Here is a 26983-nt window from a genome sequence, read left to right on the forward strand (position 1 = left end):
ACCCCACCCAGCATCATGAGTAGACTTTGCCATGCGAGTTCTGGCAATGCCTTTAATATTGAGCGCTTCATGCCCAATATGCTTTCCTTTGCTTAACAGCTTTTTAGCTCTCTTGTAATGAAAATCTTGGCGTTGATTGGCTGGTAGGCGGTTCGCATGATAGTATTGTAGCATATCGATATAATATTGCTACCATGCCGCAAATTAGCATTAGATTGCCGGATCGAGAAATTGAGCATTTACAGGAATACTGTAAGCTGACCGGAAGAACGCAGACTGATGTTATTCGTGAGTTGCTGAGAAAATTGTCAGTCTCCGGGGTATTGAACCCCATCGACTGACGCGCATTCTTCCCTTTGCTCACCCTTTGCTCACCCTTTGGGTAGAGCGCGGGGCTGCTGCTGCAAAAGCTCAATTTCCATTAGAAGAATGGCCTTAAAAAAGCGCTGTAAAAACAGCGCTTTTTGAGGATTTAGATTTGAGGGATATAACTTTCCTTTTCAGGAACAGCCGTATATTCAGCCACGATCTGACGGAACTCTTCCCCATCAATGGTTTCTTTTTCGATCAGCAGGTCTACTAGGCGATCGATCACATGGCGATTATCCCGCATAATTTGCAAGGCTTGGTCATAGCAATGTTCGACAATAGTACGAACTTGGGCATCAATGCGAGAGGCAATTTCTTCTGAGTATTCAGAACGGGACATCAAATCCCGACCTAAGAATACTTCATTGGTTTGACCTTCTAGGGATAAGGGACCGAGATCTGACATCCCAAAACGGGTGACCATTTGCCGAGCCATTCCTGTCACTTGCTGCAAGTCGCCCCCTGCACCCGTGGTCACTTCTGCGTCACCAAAAATGATAGCTTCAGCAGCTCGACCACCCAGTGCCCCACAGATACGAGCGGTGAGTTGAGCGCGAGAAATCAGGCTTTGTTCTTCGCTAGGGGTGAACCAGGTTAACCCTTGAGCTTGTCCCCTGGGAATAAGGGTGACTTTTTGTACGGGGTCGTGGTCTTTGAGCAAGGTGCCAACGATCGCATGGCCGACTTCATGATAGGCGATTAAGCGTTTGCTCTTACCATCGGTGAGGGGAGTGCCTTCCATTCCCGCGACAACCCGGTCTACTGCATCATCAATTTCCAGCATGGTGATCGCTTCTTTGCGCCGTCTGGCAGTGAGAATAGCCGCTTCATTGAGGAGGTTGGCTAAGTCTGCACCGGTAAAGCCAGGGGTGCGACGGGCGATCGCCTTTAAGGAAACTTCTGTTGCGAGTTTCTTGTTCCGAGCATGAACATCCAGAATTTCTAACCGTCCCTTCACATCTGGAGCATCGACAGTTACTTGACGGTCAAACCGACCGGGACGCAACAGGGCTTGATCGAGTACATCCGGACGGTTGGTAGCGGCAATAATAATAATGCCAGTATTACCTTCAAACCCATCCATTTCAGTCAATAATTGGTTCAGGGTTTGTTCGCGCTCATCATTTCCACCGCCAATACCGGCTCCCCGTTGACGACCGACGGCATCAATTTCATCAATGAAGATAATACAGGGGGCGTTATCTTTCGCTTTCTTAAACAGGTCGCGCACCCGTGAAGCACCGACTCCGACGAACATTTCTACAAATTCGGAACCAGAAATACTAAAGAAAGGAACACCTGCTTCTCCGGCGATCGCCTTCGCCAGCAAGGTTTTCCCGGTTCCAGGAGGACCGACTAACAACACACCTTTAGGAATACGTGCGCCTACGGCCGTAAACCGTTCCGGTTTTTTCAGAAATGTCACAACTTCTTGTAACTCTTCTTTCGCTTCTTCAATACCAGCCACATCATCAAACATTACGCCTGTTTTGGCTTCCATTTGAAATCTGGCTTTAGATTTCGCGAAGTTCATCGCCTGACCGGGGCCACCAGGGACATTACCCGAACGGCGAAAGAGGAAAAACAATCCCGCAATTAGCAATAGGGGGAAAATTAAATTACCCAATAATCCCCAAATCGCTCCTTCATTGCGAGGAGGATGGATCGCTAGATTGACATGGGCTTGACGAATTTGGGAAATCACTTCTGGGGAGTTACCGGGGAGGTCTACCCGCAAGCGTTGTTGGAAGTTATCGAGTTCTGGATCGACGGCTTCAACAATGGCCGTTCGACCGCCTTCGTAAAGGTCAACCTGAGTGACTCGACCTGCTTCCAAATATTCAATGAAGCGGCCGTAGGTCATGCGAGTAGTTGCTGCGTTCTGACCTCCGTCCACCACATTGGGGGCAAAGGCTCCTTGCCAGACGAAGAACCCAATGACCAGGGCAGGCAACGTCCACAGAAGTATGACTTTCCAAGATAATTTCATGATCAAGAAGCTCTCTTATATGAATACAAAACAGATATTGATGACTAAGGTGCTTATAGTTTGGGCGATCGCCTAGTCTCTCTTGGGAACAAAATTTTTCATTCTCCAGGAATCTTAATTAAATTTAACGTAATTTTCATAAATCCAGCAACTCATTCTGTGAGATACTACCCCTTTGGGGGAATTTGACCTATAATAAAGTGATGGGTTGCCCACCTTATGGGCCCTTAGTTCAGTCGGATAGAACAACTGATTTCTAATCAGTCGGTCGGGGGTTCGAGTCCCTCAGGGCCCGTTATAAAACCAACCTATGTGCTGAGTACAGATTCAGTCGGCAACGGGGAGCCGGAGTTAGATCAAATCCTTGCTACCACTGCCTAATCTAGAGACAAGGCGCTTATGTTGTTTCTACCCTGATGGCCATCTGTAGCAGACATACATGGATTGGATATTACAGCAGAGAAAGGGAGAGTTAGGACATTTTCTATTGCGATTCGTGCCTATTGCCTATTGCCTCAAACCATAACCTCACTGTCTTAATCAACTCTTTCACTGCTTAGGAGGCAAGGGAGAGTACCAAGGATAGTGAGGACATTTTCTATTGCGATTCGTGCCTGCCCTCTCGCTCTATCACACTTACTTCGATCGCCGAGCTTGAGAGCGAGAGCGACTTGCTGAAGCCCTGCTTCCTGTACTTTTACTGCTGGTACGACTTCCAGAAGATTTACCCTTGGAGCGACCACTGCTCGAACGAGAGCTTCTTCCCGCAGCAGGAGGAGTGGGCGCATGGGTTTTAGTCTTGAATGTCACATTGCTTCCTTCATTCAGTTGCTCTAAAACCAGCAAGGGTGTAGGTTTTGCCTTTTGATCCCAATGTAAGTTAACCAACCGCCCCTGAATTGCAGGTTGCCAATTTGGGTCTGGATGGGGACTAAGATAGGTTTCGATACAATCAATAATATCCTGGATCGTTTTTGAGGTGGATTGAGTTGGCAGACGAGTCATATTAATTTGAATCCGGAATAAGACCCGCTTTTGAGTCGTCGCCCCATCGCCGGTTTCATAGGTGACATCAAACACCTCACTCACTTTACGGGGAGATGCAGCATTACTCTCACCAATTTTCCCTTCCTTAGCCTGGGTAGGGCGTAGGGCAATGGTAATTTGTTCTTTAACTTTAACTTTGATTTGATTGACAATGGCAAAATGGAATACTTCCTCATCCATCCGCATTCGCAGATAGTCAAGGTTAAATTCCCGTGAGTGAACCAAATCCGGGTTCGTCTCCATTTTGGTGATGGTACTCAGGGCGAGTTTGAGCTTTTTCTGGAGTTCCTTATTCTTAAAATCTTCAAACTTGACTTTTTTATTGACTTTTTCTATTTCAAGTTTGGAATAGATTCCACCTGCAACTAGGGCAATCAATAGGACAGCCGACAGACCCATAAAGATCATCGGCAACAGGCCCAGAGAGGGAGAATCGGCTTTAGCGTCGGGAGACGCTTGGGCTAGGGTAGGCGGAACAACAAGGATACGATGCTGCATGGTCAATACCGACTAGGAGCTTTGTTCTATTGTAGGCGTTCGTTCTTTTTCAGGTTATTTTCTCAGAGGGTCAATTCTGAAGAATCTCTAAAACCTAATTGACCATCTTAGCGAATCCATCGCGCTCGATAGCTGCGAGCATCAATATGGACGATATAGGGAAATCGTTGATATCGTCCTAAACCACCAGGCCACCAGGGATCGAGAAACCAATAGATTTGATTGCCAGTGAGTCCATCACAATAGAAGTCTATCCCATCTCCAACGATATGCCGACTATTTGAAACTCCGCCAACTCGCCGATTAATATCTGGGGGACGATACCAACTGGTGATATAGAAGGGGCGACCGATGCGATCGCGAGCTTGTTGTGCCAAAACCGCTATTCTGACCATAGCATTGACCGTCGATTGGTTGAGAGGGAGGCGAGTCCCCCCATGGGTAGCCTCAGCCCAGGTAAAATAGCCCCCGGGAATAATCGAGGCATGGAGTTGAATATTGTCCGGTGTCCAACGGTTGGGACGCGGTGGCAGAATAATGGGTCCGGGTTGGCGAGGAGCATCAGGACTGTTGCGGTGAGTGTTATTCATCCGCTTCAAGTCTTCAAAGAGAGTATAAATAGCAATTTCTCGCGAGTCCAGTCCTCGCCACAGTTGTACCATGCGAATCAGGGCGTTGCGCTGGTGTTCTTCTTCGGTGTAAGCAAAGGGAACTCGCTTAATAAAACCGAGCAACTCTCGATCCAGTTGGGCGGCAGTATTGGCGAGTTGATTGGGGTCTGTACTGCTACTTCGGAGCATTTTGATCTCTAATCCTAATTCTGCCAGCGCTGCTGTGCGGGAGGAGAGTTTGCGCCAAATGCGGAAGGCTTCGGTGAGGGCTTGGCGCTGATATCCGCGACCGGTGTAGTATTGGGGAACCCGTTGGGCAAAGGCAATCAGGGCAGGGTCGAGATAAAAGAGGGCCGGTTCTGGAGAAGTGTCTCGTTCCAGGGAGGATATCGCTTCTTCCCTAGAGTCGAGGTTACGCCACAGTTGGGTGAGACGGATCAGGGCCTCTCGTTGATGGGGATAGCCGAGATAATTTGGAGATAAGCGAGAGAGGAATTGGAGTAGGGGGGGATCGATGTAGGTTTCTTCCCAGTTGGGTGCTGTAGAGGGGGAGGTATTGGTCAGATCGGCGATCGCCTCTTCACGGGTATCAAAGTTACGCCAGATCCGAAACACCTCTAGCAGCCCATCCCGTTGATGAGGCAGCCCTTGATAATATTGGGGGATGCGTTCGACTAGAGATAACAGGGCAATATCCAGATAGGACAGATTCGAGGGTAGCTTTTCTAAACTATAGTCGGTTTGTAAATCTTGGACATAAATTCCATAGAGCTTTTTTGCATCGCACGGTTCTAAACGGGCAGCTTTCAGCTCTTCCGGTGGCGGAGAATAGCCTTCTGCCACGCGCCCAATAAATTTTTCGCTATAGTAGCCCAAGGTCGTATCCCATAAGTCATCCCCTTGCCATCCTTGACCGATCAGTGTATCCGTAATCACGCGTATTGTATTAGCAGCATAGATGACCTGACCTTCAAACTCATCAACGGATTCTAAAGCAATACGGTTGGCTGGGGAAATCCCCAGTCCTGTTTCTCCGTCCTTAAGTTGGGGTTTTTGCTGCACCTCATATAATCCTGCCAAAATCGATTTATGAATCCCTACCCGTTCCGATTCCACGGTATACAGGGAGTTACGTTGATCTGGTGATAATCGGGTCATGGAACATCTGGCCTAATGAGCAAAGGATTAACCATGGGTATTATAGTATTGTGCTTTGGGGTATTTTGGGCGATTTGGGCGATCTGAGTAGAAGAGATGTATCTTTAAGACAATTCAGTCTTACGCTCAATCAACCCTTTCTGCGATCGCCAGGGACAGGGAAGCTATCTCAAACTTCCAATCCCATGGATAAGTTCTGACCACTCTATGTTCAGGAGATTCAACTTATGTCTAAAGATAATTTTCTCAGTCTACAAATATGAGAAGAAGAGATTCTACAAGCTGCTCATCTTACCAATCAATTATTCCAAGGTATTCAACAAAATTTTAATCCTGGTGTTGTTTGGTTACTGGCATTTTTTTTGGTTTTTTTGTGGCTTGGGGATATTGATTTTAATGACTTATGTTGCTTACTCTTTACTGACACCTGTAGTTACAATTATTGTTTTTTTCACAAGCATAATATCATTAAAAGTCTTGCTTAAAGGAATAATGCAAAAAAAACTACAAAAAATTCATGACATTATACCAACAGATTCAAAATTATAATTCGCTACTTGATGCAGTAGATGCATTAGATGAAGCACAGCGTTCTGGTGGAACAAAGCGATTGAAAAATAAAGAACAAATGATGGAAGCATTTAAGGTAATGAGAGCCGATCTGATTTGTGCCTTAAGAATTGAAAAGATATTCCGCGAAAATCCCAAGCTTCAGTCAACTGACTTTAATATGAACCTAGAACCTTTAAAGATAATGAGATATGGTTGTAGGGGCGAACGGCCGTTCGCCCCTACAGATACCATTTTTGTGGATAAATATTGGTGTATCCACCTTAGTTGAAATGGCTATAATTATGGAATATTAAAATGGTGATTCGTTATCAAATCATTCTCTATTGGAGTGAAGTCGATCGAGCCTTCATTGCTGAAGTTCCTGAACTTCCTGGATGTGCAGCCGATGGAGCGACTTATCAGGAAGCGGTGCAAAATGCCGAAATCGTCATTCAAGAATGGATAGAAACGGCAAAAGAACTGGGGTGCTCTATTCCTGAACCCCAAGGTCGATTATCCCTATCGTAACCAGCTAGTTAATGTTATAATGATATTAGGAAAATCGTTGAGGTAATAGAGAATGCATTCACCCGAAATGCTCGATCAGATACTACAGTTACCCCTAGGCGATCGCTGGCAATTAGTAGAGTCTATCCTGAATTCTATTCAAGCAGAAACTTTGCCCTCTACTGCTGAATCGAGTCAAATTAACTCTACTCCTGAAAGCGATCGCCAATCTGCTCTGAAGGCTTTGGAAGAGTTGCGCGAAATGACCCAGAATTTTCCGCCAGTAGATGGGGTCGAAATTGCTCGTCAAAGTCGTGAAGAGTTAGAGCAAAGAGGCTTGATTTAGGAAATGAATGTGGTTATTGATGCTAATTTATTAGTTGTCCTCGTTCATGAAGAGTCTCGTAGTCAACGAGTTCGCAATAAATTCAATGAGTGGATTCGTGACGACGTAAAGATTCATGCTCCTAACTTGGTACAGTATGAAGTCGCTAATGCTTTGACTAGACTGGTGAGCGCCAATAGCTTTCCTCAACAGCAGTTAGCTCAAGCTTGGATTCTTTTAAATCGTTTGACTATTACTTATCATGATTTATCAGAAGGGACAAGAATAATCGAAATTGCTTTATCCTTGAAGCGCCAAAGCGCCTATGATGCATCTTATATTGCTTTAGCAGAAACTCTAGATGCTGTCCTTTGGACGTTGGATACTCCTTTATATCGAAATTCCCTTCAATATGGTTTTCCTGTTCATCTTGTAGAGTAGAGATTTTCGTATAGATTCGGTGAAAATAATCTGTAGTGGATTGTTTCATCTAAAATAGGGCTTTGTTTGGTGTAAGCACGAAGAGTGCTTAAAAGCCTAGCTGGAGATTGCTCAAGCAATCACTACAAACACAATCTAATGCATCAAATTAGATGAAACAATCCACTCAAGAATTGCCTTCTCCGAGAGTAGAAGGGGAGAAAAGTCCCTCTCGGAGTGGGAGAGGGATTTAGGGAGAGAGCAAGATTGGTTTACAATCAGGGATATCGAACGAAAATAGATAATTATGGCAACCTTTTTAAGAGAGTTAAGTTATCAATATCAGTGGTTATATGATTCCATTTCGCGGGTATCTGCTCTTGCAGTGGGCGGAGAATATCGGTTTCGTCGCCTGGCTTTAAAAGATTTGCCGATTAATTCAGATACAGAAATTTTAGATCTCTGTTGTGGTAGTGGTCAAGCGACGCAGGTTTTAGTGACTTATTCGGATAAGGTGACGGGGTTAGATGCGTCTCCCCTTTCCCTGAAAAGAGCGCAACAGAATGTTCCACAAGCGAACTTTGTGGAAGGGTTTGCGGAAAATATGCCTTTGGACAATGAGCGTTTTGATCTGGTGCATACAAGCGCTGCATTGCATGAAATGTCCCCAGAGCAACTCGAAGAGATCTTGCGGGAAGCCTACCGAGTATTGAAACCGGGGGGAGTTTTGGCGATCGCCGATTTTCATCCTCCCACCAACCCTATTTTCATCCCCGGATTATATCTGTTCCTGTTCCTGTTTGAAACAGAAACCGCCTGGCAGTTATTAAAAACAGACTTGAGACAGACTTTACAGGATATTGGTTTTCAGGTGCAATCCCCTATCCTCTACGGAGGAGGAAGTCTACAAGTGTTGCAAGCTTATAAACCAAGGGAGTAGGTAACACGATATATCCACTCTGTAAGGAAAGAGTAAAACCTGGTATTCCCTATTTTTCCAGCGATCGCTGAAATTCGTTCACGGCATCATACTGATCTGCCATGCGGGAGTGAAATTCTAGCGATCGCAAATTCAATTCTGGCAAAAGTTGACTCTTTTGTACCAACTCATAGCCGTTAGTGTGCAAACAATAAACGGAAATTGTGCCATCTTCCCAAAACCACACCTCTGGCACTCCCACCCGACGATACACTTCCAAGGTATCAATTCCACCCGTGGTAACTACAATTTCAATCGCTAAATCTGGAATTGACTTTCTCTGATGCAAACAATAGGACTCATCTGGTTCCTTTCGTCCTCCCAATTCTTGACTTCCCAGGGTTGTACTTCCCCGTGCATAAAACCGAATATTATTCGTGCGTAGATAAAGCTCCAAAAGCTGACTCAATGTTTTTTTAGGCTCTTCATGGTTGTTAGACAAAGGAGACATAATCTGTAAAGATCCATCTAAATAGATTAAACGCGCTCCTGTTTCTCCTAAATCAATATCGAGTTTCTCTAACGTTTTCCAACTAATATTCGAGAGTAAAACCCGATCGCGATTCGATTGGTTTTCCGATAGAGTGACCCTCATACTCTTGTTCTTTAGCGATCGCCAAATTAATCTTACCAAACTTTATGGTGTTATATGGCATTTTTAAATGAAATGTAAATGCTTGCTCCTTATCCCCCTTCTCCTTTCTCCCATAGGAGAGAAATTTAGACAGAGGGCACCCTCAGTTCACAAATCAGAAAATCTTGAGACATGAAGTGTTACAATCGATGCAATTCTAACCGCACATGACACCATGGCTCCTGTTCCTGAGTCGATCGTTGAAATTAAGCTAGATCCAGCCTTACCCATCACTTCTTTACTGGAAGGATTGAAACTTTGGCAAGATTTGGGGATTTTAACCGAGGATTCTGTCTATCTTTGCTTAAAAGTCGATACCCATCATCCAAACTTCTTAGAAGGATTAGAAATTGGCTTACGCTTAGGATTAATCAATGACTTTCGGGTAAAACAGATTGCCCGCAATCACCTCTATTCTTCGATTCCAGAACCGCAAGCGATCGCATCACCGCTTGGAGAGCAAACTCCAATACCATCAGCGCCAGTTTTACCTTCGGCATCCAGTCTGACTAAGCCTAAACTAACGACTCAACCGAGTTGGATCGGGCAACGATTAGATTCTCTGAAAGCAGAATTAAGTGTGCGGTGGTTGTTATTCTTAGGTTTATTTCTAGTCGTTCTCTCTTCTGGCGTATTTGCCGCGAGTCAATGGGAAAATTTTCCCGCGATTGTGCAATATTCGGTGCTGTTAGGATATACCTCTTTATTTTGGTTTATTAGCCGTTTAGCAAGTCAAAAAGACAACTTACAGTTAACCTCACAAGCTCTCAAATTAGTCACATTGCTCTTAATCTCGGTCAATTTTTGGGCAATGGATGACTTTGGCTTATGGAGTCATCCCTTTAATGCGTTAGTGAGTGTTGGATCGGCCGTTTATTTAACCATAATTTCCGGCGCTCTATGGCAACACAAAAACAGATTTTCTCTCCCTTTTTTGATTTACATCCTCGTCAGCTATCTCCATTGGGGCTGGACTATCCCTAACTTCCCTATTTTTTCTGTTTACTTAGCGACAATTGGCAGTTTAGGTTTCTATGGAACTCAATTTCAAGATCCCGAACGTTCGTTAAAACAAACGCTGCAATTGAGCCGCCTTAGTCTTTATGCCATTGGCATTCTACTCTTTCGTGCTATTTTTGTGCAAGGAGTTCTTTTGCCCCATTTAGGATTAGCGATCGCGCTCTGTGGAACTTTTGCCGTTTGGCTTGCCTTCACCCGTCGTTCTCAATACCATAAACCGATCAATCGCCTGGGTTTAACAATCCTCTTTGTTGCCTGGTTTGTCTCTATCTGGGTGACGCTTCCTTGGCAAGGAGTCATGATTGGTTTAATCGCCACACAAATCTATCAGAAATTCATCTATCGCTGGCAAAATCGGCGCGATCTGGTAATCCTGTGGTTGATTGTGGCTCAAATTTCTATCCTGCTGTGGAATTTTATTCCTCAAATTGCACAAGCGCAAATTATAGCCACAGCGATCGCCATTACCCAAGCTCAAGAATACCCGATCGCTCTCATCAGTGCCATTGGACTGCCTTACCTAATTTGGATCGTTAACATGGGCGATCGCTTCTATCGACAGGATAAACCCAAACTCGCCCATTTTTCCGAATTTGTTGCCCTGGGATTGGGAATTAGCTTACTGATCTTCAGTTTCCCCAATTCCATTTTACGGATTTTCTGTTTAACAAACCTAATTTTTCTGGTCATGTGGGTAACAAAGCGGCGATACGATCTGCAAGTCCTGCATTCTTTTCACCTACTTGTCTATCTCAATCACTTCACTGGATTAGCCCTACTTTTAAGCCTAATTGATTATGCCAGCCCTGACTTAACCTTAAACACGTGGGCGCTGATTTTGCTCGAAATTACAGTTATAGAATGGTGGTTTTCCGATCTACGTCGATCGCGCCAGCGATGCGGAGCATTATCGCCAGAACCTAATTCCTATGAAAAAATCTGGCAACAAAGTGCTTGGTTAATCGGATTTGGGTTAGCGGCGATCGCCTATGGATTGCTTGAGGCTACCCTGCAACAGTATAGCTTTACCTTCACCCATCTTACTTGGTTAATTGTCCCTGCAACCCTTACCCTGACTAGCTATTCACCCCATTCCCACCAACAAAGTGCAACAGCTAAATTAAGTATCGTAATGCTTTTTTTCGCTCAAGTTCTGCTGTTGGAAACTCCAGGATGGCGAGTGTTTGGGTTAGCCGTTGCCACCCTAATCATGGCATTCAATACCCATAAATTGCCCAATCTCGTCACTGCTGGGATTACCATTGGTTGTGCCTTAAGTACCCTAGGGTTGATTGTGTGGGATCTCGTTCCGGGAATGCCGCCTCCGATTGATACTCTGTGGTTAATGCTGGGGGCGATCGCCGTTTCTGGATTATGGGGAATCCGTCATTATACGTTTCACAGAAGTATCTCCCATTACAGCAGAGCGCTGGATATTTGGGCGATCGCCCTCTGTGGTGCAGTTCTTATCCTCCAAGGCACTTGGGTAAGTCAAGGACAACTTACTCCTAATTATCTTTCTATCAGTACCAGTATGCTCCTCAGTGGTGCAACCGCCTATCGCAGTTGGTATCCAACCCCCCAACCTACTGCTATTGGATGGAGTAGTGCGGCTGTCATGGTAGCAGTTTTACCCACGATGAACGTTTTCGATCTTAGGTGTTTAAGTTTACTGGTTGCCAGCCTAATCCTAATCGGTCATAGTCGCTATTATCCTAAACTTTATCTGACTGCCATGACCGTTGGCTTAGGATTAGTCACCGAGCGAGTGATCTTATCCGACTGGATTGATATTCCCTCAACCGCCTGGTGGATCGTCGGCTCAGTCAATGTTCTAGGATTATGGATAGGAGCAAAAAACCTACGTCTGGGTAAAGCACAATGGCAGCGCCAGTTAACTCGACTCTATCGTAAAAGCTTCCATGGATGGGCGATCGCGCTCTGCCTGTTTTGCCTAATCTTGCTCACTCTCCATTCTATCTTTGTCTACACCAACACTCTCACGCCACAAACCACCATTTTCATCAGCTTAATTCTCCTCCTGATTGCCCTTCTTTACCGTCAGAAAAAACGCCTCCGTCACCCCGCCCCTGTTTTTTCCGAATTGGGCACAATCAGTAACTGGAGATTATTCGCCATTGGATGGACAATTGAACTATTAGCCGTCGAAACTCTAGGAAGTTTTGACGCTCCCATCATTAACCTTGCCCTTATTAACCTGATTTTGGGGTTATGCGCTCAATTACTCGGCGACTGGTGGAGTTCAAAACAGCCCACAGAATCCAATGATTTGGGCACAGCCTGGCATATTATCCCCCTAGCTTACGGGATTTTGGGGGCGATCTTCCGTTGGGGTACAGTTTCGAGTTGGACAGGAGTCACCACCCTAGCTTTAGCGATTATTATCCTCGGTATTGGCAAGCGATCGCCGAAATTTAAACCCCTCATTTATCTTGCCCTTGCTGGAGTCACCGCGTGCGCTTACGAACTCCTCTTTTATCAACTATCCTTACAACCTCCAGGTGCAACGGGCGATGGACTGATTCTCATGGCAACCCTAGGCAGTAGTATCCTCTACACCTATCGCCTATTAGGAAAATTTTTACGCCCCTATTTCCAACTGAATCCTAGAGAATTTCGCTGGATTTGTCATCTCCATTGGTTCGCTTCTAGCCTACTCTTAATCCTTGCCACTTTTAACTCCATTGAACAAGGAATGACCCTAGGATTTGCCACGGGTACAGCATTAGTTCTCTACGCCATCAGCCAAGGTCGCTACAAACATGCTATAACCCCCTCTCCTGTGGGAAACAGCAACCTCTCACCCCAAGAATTGTGGGTCTATTTCGGATTTTTAGAAGCCCTAGGAATGCGAATTTATTGGTTAAATACCCCTGTTGCCCAACTCTTAGGCGGTCCATTAGTGGCTTGGAAAGGCGCTATTGCCACCCTGTTTGCCTACTTTCTTTACTTCCTTCCCTGGGAAACATGGGGATGGTCAAAACGCCCTTGGCAAGGGGCAGGCATTGCGATCCCTATCTATGCAATGTTAGAAAATCCGGCTATTTTGAACCAAGCCAGCTTAGTGGTTATTGCTGCTTATTATATGGGATTGGCGATCGCCAGCAAACAAATTCGCTTTACCTACCTCACCGTAGCTGTCCTCAACTGGATGATCTGGCGATCGTTTTTCAATATTCCTATTACCGAAATCTTCTGGTATAGCCTCACCATCAGCTTGTCTCTCCTCTACATCATCCAAGTCGATCCTTTTTTAAACGCTGCCCAAAACCGCAAACTTCGCCATAATCTCCGCACCCTAGTTTCTGCGATCATCAGTTTAATGTCCTTTACTGCCCAACAATGGATCGGCACACTCACCGGAACCCTCAGTTTACTCACCATTTTCACTGGACTCTCCCTCAAAATCCGCGCCTTTCTCTATGTCGGAACCATCACCTTTTTACTCAATATTTTCTATCAGTTAGGCATTCTTATTTTCGACTATCCTTTCTCCAAATGGTTAGTCGCCCTAGGAGTCGGAATTACCCTTATCTGGATCGCCGCCACCTTTGAAACCCGGCGCGACCAAATCCAAGCCTGGTTCCAAGAATTACAACACTGGGAGTAATATAATATCATAATTTGGAAAAGCTATGGAGTAAACCATGAAAATCCAACAAATTTCTATTACTGGCTTATTTGGTGTCTTCGATCACGTCATCCCTCTCAATCAAGAGGATCGTATCACCATCATTCATGGCCCCAATGGTTTTGGCAAAACCTCCATCCTGCGCTTAATAGATGGATTGTTTAATGCAAAATATTCCGTTTTGAACAGTATTCCATTTGGCACGTTTAAGGTCGATTTTGATGATGGAAATACCCTCGAAGTCTCAAAAAAAGATATCTATCATCACCCTGAGTCTACACTTTGCATTGTTTCTTCTTTAAGTGAAGAGCCATTTTATCCAAAATCCATAAAATTCAACCTTGAAATGCCTAGTGAGATTGTAGAAGATTTTCTGCCAGAAATTAAGAGAATCAGTAGAGACGAATGGCTATACACACCAACTAATGATATTCTGTCGCTTGAAGAAATTATTTATCGGTTTGCAAAATATAGAATACCTCAAGGTTTTTTGAAGGACATCAAAAATCCAGAGTGGTTAGAAAAAATCCAAGAAAATATTCCTGTAAGATTAGTCAAGTCTCAGCGATTATCATCATTTTATTCTTATAATAATTCTGAAAAGATAAATCGAGAATTTGGAATGGAATCGACCATTGTACAATATTCTCAAAAACTCGCAAATTCAATTCAACATGCGCGGAGTGAATATGGTAGAGTATCACAATCTTTGGACAGAACATTTCCAGTCAGATTAGTTAAAAAGGAAAGTGAACCTAAATTCACTAAAGAGGAACTACGAGATCAATTGAATAGACTAGAAGAATATCGCTCGCATTTAATAGGCTTGGGATTACTCGATAGGGGTGAAAATATTGAATTGAAGATCTCTTTAAAAGAGATAGATGAAAGCACTCAAAGTGTTTTATCAGTTTATATGAAAGATATGAAAAGAAAGCTAGACGTTTTTCAAGAAATTGCCAATAAGATAGAACTGCTCAGGAAAGTTGTCAATCATAAATTCAAATATTCTTATAAAAAAATAGAGTTCAATCAAAAGGATGGATTTGTGGTTAGCTTATCCGATCATCCCTTGTCTTCTGATGACAATGGGAAAAACTTAGATCTCACGGAATTATCATCTGGCGAGCAGCATGAATTGGTTTTGCTCTATGAGCTTTTATTCAAAGTAAAGCCTAATACTTTGGTTTTAATTGATGAACCGGAATTATCTCTGCATGTGGGATGGCAATCTGAGTTTTTACAGGATTTGCAAGATATTATTAAGCTGGCAGATATAGATATTCTCATGGCAACTCACTCACCCGATATCATCCAAGATCGTTGGGATTGGACAGTAGAACTCAAAAGACCAAAATCATGAGAGAGCAACTAACTTCCAATCGTGATGCCAATGCTATTCGGCTCAAACGCCAAACGTTTACAGGTTCTTTCTTATTGCTTGAAGGAGGATCGGATAAGAAATTTTATCAACGTTTTACTCATGAAAATTGTAAAATCGAAATTGTTTCAGGTAAGCCTTCGAGTAAACAGCGAGTTATAGAAGTTTTGCAAATTTTGGAAAACGATAATTTTGCAGGAGTTTTAGCTATTGTCGATGCCGATTTTGATCGCTTAGAACATCCTAAAACTTCTAGTCCTAATCTGTTGCGTACTGATACCCATGATTTAGAGACGATGCTTTTGCAATCTTGGGCTTTAGATAAAGTAGTTTCTGAATTAGGTTCAGAAAACAAAATAGAACGGTTTCAAAAATTGGGTAAATCAGTACGGATAGCTTTACTAGATGCTGGTATTGTGCTGGGATATCTGCTATGGATTTCTCAAATAGAGGAATTAAACCTTAAATTTAAAGGGATTCAGTATAAGAAATTCATCAATAATGAAACCTTGGATATTGATTCACAAAAGTTCATTCAAGAAGTGATTAATAACTCGCAGTTGCATTCCCTAAAAGTTCCGGAGTTACAAGAACGATTAAATTCTCAGAAAAGTGGCGATTATGATCCTTGGCAAGTATGCTGTGGACATCACTTAGTGGAAATTCTTTCCTTAGCTTTGTGCAAAGCGATTGGCAATCAGAACTCTACCGATGTAAAAGCCGATCAGTTAGATATTTTTTTACGGTTGGCTTATGAAGAGGCTTATTTTGAAGAAACTCAACTTTACATCAAGATTTGTGGTTGGGAAAGGAATAATGAAAATTTTATGGTGCTTCGTACTGGTCAATAAGTCAGAGAAAAATTGAATTGATTCTTGCTCAATCTGATCTCAAATTCTTAAAGTTTTGTATTGATTGATCTTTGATAGGCAAGGGGCTGGGGCCCCTTGTTCAACGTATGTTCATAGAGAAATGATAGGAGAGACCGAGTTTGTCGAAACCCGATTTTTGACTCACTGATTAAGCATTTTTCATCAGGTGCTTAACGATGTTATCTTTCACCATCATTTGACGCAACACTTCGAGTAGATAAGTTTGAGCTTCTTCTTGAGTTAAAGCCTGAACTTGATCTTCGTAGACTTTCATCTTGAATTGTTGCTCAAGAGTTAGTTTTCCAGGCATTTGCATCTTCACTCCTCCTGCACTATTTCAGAATATGGAAACGGTTTAGAGCTTCCCTTTGGCAGATGTATGCATCAATCTAGCACATGGATATTATATTGTCTAACTTGTCAAGGAAAAAGTAGTGATATTAACAAAAATTCATATCACGTCGGGACTTGTGCCTAGGATCAAAGGGAGTTTAAAATAAAAATGTCAAAATCGTTACCAAATCATTCAGGAGGCCAATGGAGATGGATGCAATGGAATTTTTTCAGCGAAGTGCAGGAAAATGGCGATCGCAGCGTTCAACCCATCACCTGGCCTTTCGGCGTGCAGAGTTGGGAGAATTAGAAATCACCGTTAGCGCTTTAACTCCAGACGATCCAAGAGTCCAAGAAATTTGCACCATGCATGAAGTTGATGGCCAACTTGCTGCGGGTGGGGCATTGGTACAATGGCATGGCACCATGGGTTGGGATCGCGAAGGCGAAGGCCATGAGGATTCCACCGTTATGGTGATCGTTCCGGATGTGGATAATCCGCGCAAAGGGAAACTCTTGCGGGAAAAAGGCTATGCAGAAATTGTCCCCGTCGCTGGACAATATGAAATGGATGATGAAGACGGACTCAACTTAATCACCGAATACGAAACTATGAGCGCGATCGAGCGATTTTCCTTTGCCGATGATTCTGACTCGATTCGTCTGCGCACCAGTACGGTCAAACGTTTTGGGGGATTTAACACCGCCTCTTTCTGCATTGAAACCCGCATCGATTCCCCTGCCGAGACGAATGCAACTGCTCTGCCAGAAGCCCTAAAAGCGTCTTGGGAAAAAGAATCCGCCGTTTCTCTATTGGGATGGTAAACTTCGCTAGGCAAGAGGCAATAGGCAATAGATGATGAGTGCTAGGTTTGGTGAAGTTGAGGAAAGTCCGAACTGCCAAACCAGTGGCTATAAATAAAATCTTAAAATTGCATCAAAAGTTCCTTCTCCGTCTTTCAATAGACGGTAGAATGGCACACCTTCACAAAAGCGAGAACTTATGAACCAATCCATGATCCCTCAAGACCAATGTCCGATCCAAATTGAAGATGACCGGACAGGAATGAGTGTAGAGACTCTCAAACGCGCTTTTGCAGATAACCTATTCTACTTGCAAGGAAAATATGAATCGCTAGCAACCCAAGATGACTTCTACATGGCTCTGGCGTATACTTTACGCGATCGCCTCTTGAGTCGTTGGCTCAAAACCCTAAAAACCTACTTGGAAAACGATGTAAAAACCGTTTATTATCTCTCAGCCGAGTTCCTCATGGGTCGGCACTTAGGGAATAGCCTGATTAACCTACACCTGTACGATCGCATCCGTCAAGCCGTAGAAGAATCGGGTCTCGATCTCGAAGAAATCCTAGAACATGAACCCGATCCAGGTTTGGGAAATGGCGGTTTAGGTCGATTAGCAGCTTGCTTCCTCGACTCTCTAGCAACCCTAGAAATTCCTGCCGTCGGCTATGGAATTCGCTATGAATTTGGAATTTTCCATCAGATTATTCAGGATGGATGGCAAGCGGAAATTCCTGATAAATGGTTACGTCTAGGTAATCCTTGGGAAATTGCTCGTCCCGATCAAGCGGTAGAAGTTAAATTTGGTGGCCATACCGAAATCTATAGTGATGAAAAAGGACGGCCGAGAAAACGCTGGATTCCCGATACAAGAGTGATGGGAATTCCCTATGATACGCCAGTTCCCGGTTATGATACCAATACCGTAAACCCCCTACGGTTATGGAAAGCAGAATCAAGCGATGATTTTGATTTTGGTGAATTTAATGCAGGGAACTATGATGGTGCAGTTTCAGAAAAAATGCGCTCTGAAACGATCTCTAAAGTTCTTTATCCCAATGACAATACGCCCCAAGGGAAACAACTGCGACTCGAGCAACAATTCTTCTTTGTTTCCTGTTCTCTCCAGGATATTGTGCGTGTTCACCTGATGCGCCATAAGACTCTAGATAATTTACCAGAAACGGCTGCTATCCAACTCAATGATACACACCCTGCCGTGGCGATCGCCGAAATGATGCGTTTATTGGTCGATGAACATGGCTTTGATTGGAATATTGCTTGGCGCATCACTCAAAAAACCTTTGCCTACACCAACCATACCTTACTCCCCGAAGCCCTAGAACGGTGGTCAGTTGGGTTATTTGAAGCCATTCTTCCCCGTCACCTGGAAATCATCTATGAAATCAACCATCGATTCTTAGAAGATGTGAAACATTGGTATCCAGAGGATTCAGGACTCCTCAGTCGCCTATCCTTAATTGAAGAAGGTGGAGAAAAGAAAGTCCGCATGGCGAATTTAGCCTGTGTGGGTTCCCATGCCATTAATGGAGTTGCCGCCTTACATACGGAACTGCTCAAACAGGATACTCTCAAAGACTTTTACAAACTTTGGCCTGAGAAATTCTACAACAAGACCAATGGAGTTACCCCTCGCCGTTGGGTGTTATTAAGTAACCCCAAATTGTCAGAACTCTTTACCCGTAAATTGGGTGAAGGATGGTTAAAAGATGTGGATCAATTGCGTAAATTGGAAAGTTATGTAGAAGATCCAGAATTTCGAGCAGAGTGGCGCACAATCAAACAGCATAATAAACAGTTAATGGCTGATTATATTGCCGCTCACAATGGTTTAGAAGTCGATCCCCATTCCTTGTTTGACATTCAAGTGAAGCGGATTCATGAGTATAAGCGTCAACACTTGAATGTGTTGAATATTATCACTCTGTATAACCGGATTAAGCAAAATCCAGATCTGAATATTCAACCCCGGACATTTATCTTTGGCGGGAAGGCTGCACCGGGATACTTTATGGCCAAATTAATCATTAAATTGGTTAACTCAGTGGCTGAAGTCGTGAATAAAGACCCGGATGTGCGCGGTCGAATTAAGGTTGTTTTCTTGGCTAACTTTAATGCGTCTTTAGGGCAGAGAATTTATCCCTGTGCCGATTTATCTGAGCAAGTTTCCACTGCGGGTAAAGAAGCCTCCGGAACCGGCAATATGAAGTTTTCCATGAATGGCGCTCTCACCATTGGTACGTTAGATGGAGCCAATATTGAAATCCGAGAAGAAGCTGGTGCAGAGAATTTCTTCCTGTTTGGCTTAACCGCTCATGAGGTGGCAGCACTCAAACAACAAGGGTATAAGCCTTGGGAGTATTATGAACAAAATGCCGAACTCAAGCAAACCATCGATCGCATCGCCTCTGGATTTTTCTCCCACGGCGATCGCAATATGTTCAAGCCTTTGGTAGACTCCCTAATGTACAACGATCCCTATATGCTGTTTGCTGACTATCAGGATTACATTGATTGTCAAGACAAAGTGGATCGTGCTTATGCCGATCAGGAGAGTTGGACGAAGATGTCTATTCTCAATTCTATCCGTATGGGCAAGTTTTCTAGCGATCGTACGATTAGCGAATATTGCCAGCAAATTTGGGGGGTTAAACCCGTGAAAGTTGAATTGGAAGAATACAATCAAGCCTTAGCAGGTTTGAATGTTACCCAACCCGTCAGTTCTTAGGGAAAACCACAACAGTAAGAAAAATCCCCCTTTCATGTCCGCTTGCGGAAAATACCCCTTAGAAAGGCGAATTTCTAATGCCCCCCTTAAAAAAGGGGGGGTTGGGGTGGATCAAAACGGACCTGATAAAATCGAAAAGCGCTGTATCTATTACAATTAACAAATATTAGACCCCAAGATTAAATTTCAACCATGTACAGTGCATTCGACATAGCAAAATACTTCATCACGCTTGCTTCTCCAGAGCAAGAATATTTTATTACTAATCTCAAACTCCAGAAATTGCTCTACAACGGAAACAATCGGCAAATATCCCAAATGACATCGCTTTTCTTGAAAGAGCAATCGCTTGTTGCAAAACATTGCCATTTTACATTAGTAATACCATTTCTCTTTAATCTTGCGACTAATCAATCCCTGATAAAACAATTGGCTCAGAGCAACTTGTCTCTCCAGGATCGATTATTCTATACCCCCAAAGTTGGCACATCCGTTATCTGAAGGTGTGGACGGAGCCGGAAAAGTTGACTAAAATGGCCAACAATCTTTTCTCCTCACGGCTATGAAACGGATTAAACAGACAACGCTCCATTACCAAGACAACCGCTCGGATAAGATCTATGAGGTAGAATTACTTTCAGCAGGCGATAATGGGTATATCGTCCATTTCCGCTATGGTCGTCGGGGAGCTAACCTAAAGGAAGGGACGAAAACGCCTAACCCGGTATCTTTGCCACAAGCGGAGAAACTGTTTGATAAGTTGGTACAGGAAAAAACGAAGAAGGGATATCAGGATATTACCGCTACGGCTGAAACCTCTGCAATGCCTCAATCTGCTGCAACAGATAAGGAGATGACGAGAGACGATCGCATCTTATCTTATCTCCAAGGGATTCCACCGGAAGATTGGCCGCTCGATCGCATCATTTGGCGTGCCGGAGAATTACACCTGAGTGCCGCAACGCCCCATCTCCTCAAGCTTTTAGGCACAGGCGAACCCTTGCGAGATTATTGTATTGCCCATGCTTTGGGACAATTAGGAAATTCGGAAGCTCTGCCGGTATTAAAGCAGTTGGAAACTAATGCATCAACTCCAGAATTTGTCAAGCGAATTGCCTTTGAGTCGATGTGGAAATTGGGAGATGGGACGACAAGAGACGAGTTGCAGCAGATGGCGCACGATCGCCTACCGACTATTCTACAAGAGGCGATCGCCACCGGAAACTCCGACACAGTAATCGAAACTCTTGCCGCCTATCTCGACACTAAAGACTATCAACCCTTTCAAGTTCTACAAATCCTCTACCAAACCCATCTCGACATCACTCGTCCAGCCTTACACAACTTTATCTGCACCGCACCCCTCGCGCCTCCAAGCTTCAAACCCCTGCGCCACCTGTTCAAAATGGCAGAATATCGCCAAGATGCCGAATTTTTTGGCAGTTTAGCCTGGCGATTTGAAACTGGAAAAGCCTTATATAACAGCAAAGTCTATTATGTGAGATTGCCTGATGGACGCTACCTAAACTGCTATGAACACCGATATAACCAAGAAACGAGACGCTACGAACTTGTAGCAGATAACTTGAGGAATGAACAACAACGTCCTGATACCTCCCTAGCTTATAGTCAAGATACCCGCGACTATCTGCGACGACGGGTATGGCGCAGCCTGGCTAAATTAGGGGAGCAAGGAGATTTAAAGTATATCGATCTAGCAGTGGGAGTTCTCTTAGCCTACTCGGATGGCGATGCTCAACCCGTTCGAGAAAAAAGTTCTTATCGATGGACTTCAGGTGGGCAATATGTTGCTATCAAAAGCTATTGGGATCAATATGCGGGTTATTTATCTTTTAATCATATTCTCTACAGCAATAGTCCTCGCTATCATTGGCAGTATGGATATAAAGCTTGGAAATGTAAAGATGATTATAAACCAGGAGTTCCTCCCCCGGAAACTAGGGAAGAAGCATTTCCTGAAGTCTGGAATCAACGCCCGGATGCCTTATTAGAATTACTATTAAAGAGTCAATGTCATCGGGTACATCAGTTTGCCGTCAAAGCCTTAACAGATAATCCCAACTTTTGCCAGCAGATGGCAGTGCAAGATTTAGTGGGTTTATTGAGTCAATCTTATGACGAAACTGCACAATTTGCCTTTAACTTAGCCAAGAAACGTTATACGCCCGAAAATCCCAATTTTGATTTAGTCATTGCTCTTTTAAACTGTAGCTTTACGCCCGCTCGCACGCAAGCACAGGAGTGGATAGACGCAAACCCGGATCTATTTGTGGGTTCGGCTGAATTCTTGTGTCAGTTGCTGCTCAGTCCCCATCTGGAAATTCAAGAATTTGCGCGTCAGTTGTTGCGATCGCACCCCATCCCCGAAAATAGAATTAAGATTATCATTGGCTATATCATCTCTGAACTGATTAGCTTCACCACCGGAGAATCAGTAGCAGCCATATCCGATACTCTCCTTCAACTCTTTGCTATTCCTCTACAAACCCTCAGTTTACAAGTCATTCTGGACTTACTCGCGCATCCAGTTCTGAAAGTGCAAACCCTAGGCGCAAGATTACTACAAAACCATGAAACTCCAGCAACGGAGCTTCCTGTCAGTATCATTGAATCCTTGATAGCCTCTCCTCAAGAAGCTATCCGGAGAATTGGGGTAGATATCTTTGGTCAATTGGGCGATCGCCAACTGCGAGAAGACTACCGAGATGCTATTATAGCCATGGCTGTCAGTGCGATTCCTGATCTGCGCCAATCCATTCAGCCGATCATTTCCCGTCTCGCTAACGGTCATCCTCAGTTTAGCGTCCCCTTAGCCACAGAATTAATCGAATTTCTCATTACTCCAGAATCCCATGAAGGCGTTCATAAAGACCTATTTTCCCTGCTCCATATCCATCTTCCCGGATGGAAAGACCAAATTTCCCAAGAGTTAACCCTGCGTCTGCTTAAGTCTAAATCTGGCTTTGCCCAGCAACTCAGTGGTATTATCCTCGGTGCAAATGTCTATCGTTGGGCGAAACAGTGGTCAATTGCCGAAATTGTTCGCTTTGCCAGCCATGAAGTGCTAACCGTTAGACAAGCCTCTTGGACAATGATAGAGCAGAACAGCGATCGCATCAAAGCCTCCGACGCGGAAAAATTAGCCGCAGTCCGCCTGTTAGAAGCCAAATGGGAAGACTCGCGCAAGTTTGCCCAAGACTTTTTCCAACGCCATTTCACCGACAGCGACTGGACTCCAGAAGTCATGGTTCTCATCTGCGACAGCATTCGCGAAGACGTGCGCGAATTTGGCCGTCAGCTCGTCACCCGTACGTTCCAAGAACCCTATGGGCAAGATTATTTACTCAAGTTTAGCGAACATCCCAGTACGGATATGCAAGTATTCGCCAGTCAATATTTACAGAATTATGCCACCAATAACCCAGAGCAGTTAGAGCAGTTAAAGCCCTATTTAATCACAGTTTTATCCCAAGTGAATCGGGGACGGGTGGCGAAACAGAGGGTCTTTCACTTCTTAGAACAGGAAGCTCTCAAAAGTGAAGCGGCAGCACAGATAATTGCCGAAGTGCTAACTCGGCAGTCAGCGACCATGGCGATCGCCGATAAATCCCATTGTTTACACTTAATGTTACGCTTGCACCAACGCTATCCCAATATTCCCCTTCCTCTTGAAGTGAAACCCGTTACCGAAATCCGACGTTAATCCTTATTTTAATTTAATTTGAGGTCAAACTTATGGAATTTGCCTATTCATACCACGGCAGTACAGCCGTTAACAACCACGGAAATAAAACCCAAATGTCCTTTTCCCCCGACACCAAACGTCCGCCCACCTATTTTATCGGTGAATTGCGAAAAAGTGTCGCATTTCGAGAAGCCATTAGCGCTCTTCATGATGTCGTCGTCTCCGATTTGCGCTACCAACCCAAAGACAACGAAGAATATAAAGAATGGGCGAAACAACAAGAAGACTTAGAATGGCAATCTTTTGCTGTACAGAAAGAAGAAGTCGCTGCCCAGATCGCGACCATTCGTGACGAATTAACTGCACTTAATTCCATCAATTATGAACGCTGGCGACCCTATTATAAAGCCAGAGAACAATTTCGTCGCTATGTGTGGAAAAAACAACTGGATTTCTATTTTGTCTTCGATCCTGTAATCACAGTTCACCCGGATGAAATCTTTTTTGAATGCTTCAGTCAAGATGAATCCAGTTATGGCAGACTGGGGGCAAGCTATGACGTATTTCAAAATATCAACGAATTCGCCTGCGGCACGACAAATATTGACTATTCTGCCGCTCTCTATGATGAATTTCAAAAAATTAGAAGCTACAAAACCACCCAATTTCAAGTCGATCCGTCTGGCTTTGAAGTACAAACCACCCACGAAGAAACATTCAAAGAAGTCAAAATTGATTTACCTGACAGTTGGGTAAGGGGCTTTTTACAGGTGAGTTCTGCCATGTCACTCCCGGCAACCACCTTTGATTTACACCCCATGGATATCCACAATATCTGTCTGATTCTCCGCCGCAACAAGGAGAAAAAGGGGCCGCGCAGTTTGCGCTATATCCTGGAACCGGGACAACCCATCAAAGTAGTGTTCGATCCCTGGAATAAAGAAGTAGTTTGTTGGCGATCGCCCTATACTGGCAATAATAGCCAAGAAATCCGCGTCTGGGGTCGCCGTCGCATCCATATTCTAGAGCGCTTAATCCCCATTGCCCAAAAATTCACTGTTCATCTTTTAGGCACAGGAATGCCCTCCTTTTATGTCGCCGATTTAGGCGATATGTCCTTTACATTAGGCTTATCCGGATGGACAGCCAATGACTGGTCAAGTTCCGGCAACTTTGACCTCATGGCTCCCCGCGCTGATGTCGATGAATGGACACAAAAAATAATCTTTGATGCGCTGCGAGAAACTTGGGCAGAAACGCCAGAGAGTCTTGCTAAACGGTTAGGATTAAGTCAAGCGGCGGTATTAGGAGCGCTTGGAGCCTATACCCAAGCTGGATGCGCCATTTATGACCTGAATAAACAAGTCTATCGCCTGCGAGAATTGAGCCACGAACCTTTACCGATGGAACGCTTACGCTTTGCCAATGAGCGGGAAGAAAAAGCGACTCGTTTCTTAAGTGAAAATCAAGTCCAAGTTAGCAGTGTAACGGAGTCTGGTGGCGCATTAATTCTCCAAGGAACCGTTCGTGACAACGGAAAAACTTACGCGCCCAATTTGACAATCGATCGAGATGAGCGTACAATTAAAGCAGAATGTACTTGCAATTGGTATCAGCAAAATAAGCTGTATAAAGGCCCTTGCGAACATATCTTGGCATTACGGATGCATCATGCCCGTTTATGTCAATAAACTACATAACCTAAAATTACACGACCCAACCATTGGCAAACAGCCTTGCAATCTGGGCGGTGCATCGCCGCTCTTGCGCTCAGTCCATCCATGCATCACTAGCCTGCTCGTGACGGTACGGTTCTCGGACTGGTGTAGCTATTTCAATTTGGATTCTTTGAATCAAATGAACCACACCAGTCCGGAACCGCTTGAGTTGAGTAGTCTAGTCCTAGGGGTTTACGAAGGGGCAACCAATGGTTTTAGGTCGTGTAATTTTTTGTGATTTCTGGCAAATAATGCGGAGTCAACATTCAATCTCTGTATAGATTTAAGGTAGACTGTTGATACAGAATCCAATCACTGCCCTATGTCTGACTCCAACTCGATCCGGGAATCTACTATCACCCTCCAACTCGAATCCCAACATTATCAACTCCTAGAAGAAGCCGCCACCTTAACTGGATTAAGCGTAACCGATTATATTGTACATCATGCCCTGAGTGCAGCGATCGCCCACAAAGCCCTGCACTGCTCATCCCACTCTCCCCAGCCCACAGCAGACCCTCAACCCACCGAATCTACAGACGCTCAAGCCACACCAGACCCCCTAGCAGCTATCCTTGACAATAACCCCCAAGATCTCCATAACCTCGCCAAAGGCATTCTATCGACCCTCACCTGGTCATTCTCAGACATCATCCAAAAAAGCCAAAACCCTCAATAATCTATCCCTGTGGCCTATTGCCTTGGCGATCGCACAATCCAAAGCAGATCGAGTTTTCCATGGACTTCTGAACTTCTTCTAAACTACGGCCTTTAGCCCAGTAGGAGCGATTACAAAGAAAATCATGAATCACCTTGATATTGAGCTTTGCTTTATCAGTACAAATTGAATATTCCAAAGACTGCCACTCTATTCATAACTTGAGTTTTAAGTAGATATTAACCGATCCCTGAAATATCAGGTACGATCGCTATAAGCTAATTTTGGGAGAGATGGGACATGACGGATATGAAAACTCTGTTACCATCAGATGTCTGGACAAGAGCATCTTGGGATGAATACTTAAAAACCCTTGAAGACCTGCTATTGAACAAGGGAAAGAGCTACTATAACAAAGGGCACATGAGGCTTGAAATGTCACCAGTCGGTCACGATCATGCAGCAGATAATTCCATGGTGGATTTTGCGGTGCAACTGTTTTGTACACTCAGGGGAATTCCGTTTAAGGGTTTAGCCAATTGTAGCTACCGCAAGGCTGGGGAGCGAGAGTCTCAGCCCGATTTGTCTTATTATGTAGGAGAACAAGCCCAAGTGATTCCTTGGGGAACAACAGTGGTGGACTTGAACCGCTACCCCCCACCTAATTTGGCAATTGAAATCGCAGTATCTTCGTTGCTCGATGACCAAGGGAATAAGCGATCGCTCTATGAAGATTTAGGAGTGGCTGAATATTGGGTTGTAGACGTGCAATTGGCTCGTATTTTGGCTTATACCATTGCAAATCGCGGCAGTAAGCGGATTGACCATTCCCAAGTCTTAACTGGTTTGAGTATAGCGGTACTAGAGGAAGCCATGCAGCGCAGTCGGCAGCAAGAGCGATCGCAAGTTGGAGCGTGGTTGTTGGCCCAGTTTCAGCCTTAAAGCCAATTGTACTGGATGAGTCTTCAAGCTCAACCGAACGCCTTGGCTCCACTTACTT

20 protein-coding genes, 1 tRNA gene and 1 pseudogene are annotated in these 26983 nt (G+C 44.2%); 16 read left to right on the top strand and 6 right to left on the bottom strand.

The window, feature by feature from the left end; all coding sequences use genetic code 11:
- Positions 1-141, bottom strand: a pseudogene (locus PN466_RS26535) (RNA-guided endonuclease TnpB family protein); the annotation flags it as partial.
- Between the two features lie 53 nt (positions 142-194).
- Here PN466_RS26535 and PN466_RS22150 point away from each other — a divergent pair.
- Entirely contained in the window at positions 195-341 is a 147-nt protein-coding gene (locus PN466_RS22150; RefSeq protein WP_271944076.1) for a ribbon-helix-helix protein, CopG family, read from the top strand.
- Between the two features lie 131 nt (positions 342-472).
- On the opposite strand, the gene ftsH2 is transcribed toward PN466_RS22150, so the two are convergent.
- Positions 473-2359 carry an ATP-dependent zinc metalloprotease FtsH2 gene (gene ftsH2 / locus PN466_RS22155; RefSeq protein WP_271944080.1) on the bottom strand — a complete coding sequence of 629 codons (1887 nt, stop codon included), beginning with the start codon at positions 2357-2359 and terminating at the stop codon, positions 473-475.
- Positions 2360-2580: 221 nt separating this feature from the next.
- On the opposite strand from ftsH2, the gene PN466_RS22160 reads away from it, so the two are divergent.
- Positions 2581-2654: transfer RNA gene (locus tag PN466_RS22160), tRNA-Arg, on the top strand.
- 341 nt (positions 2655-2995) lie between these two features.
- Here the strand turns inward: PN466_RS22160 and PN466_RS22165 are convergent.
- Together PN466_RS22165 and PN466_RS22170 are read right to left on the bottom strand one after the other, a co-directional pair.
- Entirely contained in the window at positions 2996-3904 is a 909-nt protein-coding gene (locus tag PN466_RS22165; RefSeq protein ID WP_271944081.1) for a hypothetical protein, read from the bottom strand.
- 107 nt (positions 3905-4011) lie between these two features.
- Positions 4012-5673, bottom strand: coding sequence for a D-Ala-D-Ala carboxypeptidase family metallohydrolase (locus tag PN466_RS22170; RefSeq protein ID WP_271944084.1), 1662 nt, complete (start codon positions 5671-5673; stop codon positions 4012-4014).
- A gap of 517 nt (positions 5674-6190) precedes the next feature.
- Between PN466_RS22170 and PN466_RS22175 the strand changes: the two genes are divergently transcribed.
- The 5 genes from PN466_RS22175 (at position 6191) to PN466_RS22195 (ending at position 8417) form a co-directional block, all read left to right on the top strand.
- On the top strand, positions 6191-6514 hold the full coding sequence (locus PN466_RS22175) for a hypothetical protein (protein ID WP_271944086.1): 324 nt from the start codon (positions 6191-6193) through the stop codon (positions 6512-6514).
- 26 nt (positions 6515-6540) lie between these two features.
- Positions 6541-6753, top strand: a complete 213-nt coding sequence (locus PN466_RS22180) for a type II toxin-antitoxin system HicB family antitoxin (RefSeq protein WP_271944089.1) — start codon at positions 6541-6543, stop codon at positions 6751-6753.
- A gap of 52 nt (positions 6754-6805) precedes the next feature.
- Positions 6806-7078: a hypothetical protein gene (locus tag PN466_RS22185; RefSeq protein WP_271944092.1), complete on the top strand. Its 273-nt coding sequence runs from the start codon at positions 6806-6808 to the stop codon at positions 7076-7078.
- 3 nt (positions 7079-7081) lie between these two features.
- Positions 7082-7498 (top strand): type II toxin-antitoxin system VapC family toxin, encoded by a 417-nt coding sequence (locus PN466_RS22190; protein WP_271944094.1) that lies wholly within the window; start codon positions 7082-7084, stop codon positions 7496-7498.
- 286 nt (positions 7499-7784) lie between these two features.
- Positions 7785-8417, top strand: a complete 633-nt coding sequence (locus PN466_RS22195; protein ID WP_271944096.1) for a class I SAM-dependent methyltransferase — start codon at positions 7785-7787, stop codon at positions 8415-8417.
- Between the two features lie 49 nt (positions 8418-8466).
- Here the strand turns inward: PN466_RS22195 and PN466_RS22200 are convergent, their stop codons facing one another.
- Entirely contained in the window at positions 8467-9051 is a 585-nt protein-coding gene (locus PN466_RS22200; protein ID WP_271944098.1) for a Uma2 family endonuclease, read from the bottom strand.
- Positions 9052-9265: 214 nt separating this feature from the next.
- Here PN466_RS22200 and PN466_RS22205 point away from each other — a divergent pair, with 214 nt between their 5' ends.
- From PN466_RS22205 to PN466_RS22215, 3 genes are read left to right on the top strand one after another with little or no spacing between them, the layout of a single operon-like run.
- The gene (locus PN466_RS22205; protein WP_271944100.1) at positions 9266-13741 is read left to right on the top strand and encodes a hypothetical protein; all 4476 of its coding nucleotides are present in this window, start codon (positions 9266-9268) and stop codon (positions 13739-13741) included.
- A 37-nt stretch (positions 13742-13778) separates the two neighbouring features.
- Positions 13779-15125: an AAA family ATPase gene (locus PN466_RS22210; protein ID WP_271944102.1), complete on the top strand. Its 1347-nt coding sequence runs from the start codon at positions 13779-13781 to the stop codon at positions 15123-15125.
- Positions 15122-15994: a DUF4435 domain-containing protein gene (locus PN466_RS22215; protein WP_271944103.1), complete on the top strand. Its 873-nt coding sequence runs from the start codon at positions 15122-15124 to the stop codon at positions 15992-15994. The genes PN466_RS22210 and PN466_RS22215 overlap by 4 nt, the downstream gene beginning before the upstream one ends.
- Positions 15995-16163: 169 nt before the next feature.
- On the opposite strand, the gene PN466_RS22220 is transcribed toward PN466_RS22215, so the two are convergent.
- Entirely contained in the window at positions 16164-16331 is a 168-nt protein-coding gene (locus tag PN466_RS22220; protein ID WP_271944104.1) for an NblA/ycf18 family protein, read from the bottom strand.
- A 227-nt stretch (positions 16332-16558) separates the two neighbouring features.
- Here PN466_RS22220 and PN466_RS22225 point away from each other — a divergent pair, with 227 nt between their 5' ends.
- The 6 genes from PN466_RS22225 (at position 16559) to PN466_RS22250 (ending at position 26925) form a co-directional block, all read left to right on the top strand.
- On the top strand, positions 16559-17173 hold the full coding sequence (locus PN466_RS22225) for a phycobiliprotein lyase (RefSeq protein WP_271944106.1): 615 nt from the start codon (positions 16559-16561) through the stop codon (positions 17171-17173).
- A 178-nt stretch (positions 17174-17351) separates the two neighbouring features.
- A complete protein-coding gene (locus tag PN466_RS22230) occupies positions 17352-19901 on the top strand; it encodes a glycogen/starch/alpha-glucan phosphorylase (RefSeq protein WP_271944108.1) in 2550 nt (849 codons plus the stop codon).
- A 562-nt stretch (positions 19902-20463) separates the two neighbouring features.
- Positions 20464-23625 (top strand): WGR domain-containing protein, encoded by a 3162-nt coding sequence (locus PN466_RS22235; RefSeq protein ID WP_271944110.1) that lies wholly within the window; start codon positions 20464-20466, stop codon positions 23623-23625.
- A 32-nt stretch (positions 23626-23657) separates the two neighbouring features.
- Entirely contained in the window at positions 23658-25298 is a 1641-nt protein-coding gene (locus PN466_RS22240; RefSeq protein ID WP_271944112.1) for an SWIM zinc finger family protein, read from the top strand.
- A 349-nt stretch (positions 25299-25647) separates the two neighbouring features.
- Positions 25648-26004 (top strand): type II toxin -antitoxin system TacA 1-like antitoxin, encoded by a 357-nt coding sequence (locus tag PN466_RS22245; protein ID WP_271944113.1) that lies wholly within the window; start codon positions 25648-25650, stop codon positions 26002-26004.
- A 288-nt stretch (positions 26005-26292) separates the two neighbouring features.
- Positions 26293-26925 (top strand): Uma2 family endonuclease, encoded by a 633-nt coding sequence (locus tag PN466_RS22250; protein ID WP_313898682.1) that lies wholly within the window; start codon positions 26293-26295, stop codon positions 26923-26925.
- Positions 26926-26983 lie beyond the last annotated feature (58 nt).

Origin of the sequence: Roseofilum reptotaenium CS-1145 (assembly GCF_028330985.1) — a bacterium.
Taxonomy (GTDB): Bacteria; Cyanobacteriota; Cyanobacteriia; order Cyanobacteriales; family Desertifilaceae; genus Roseofilum; species Roseofilum reptotaenium.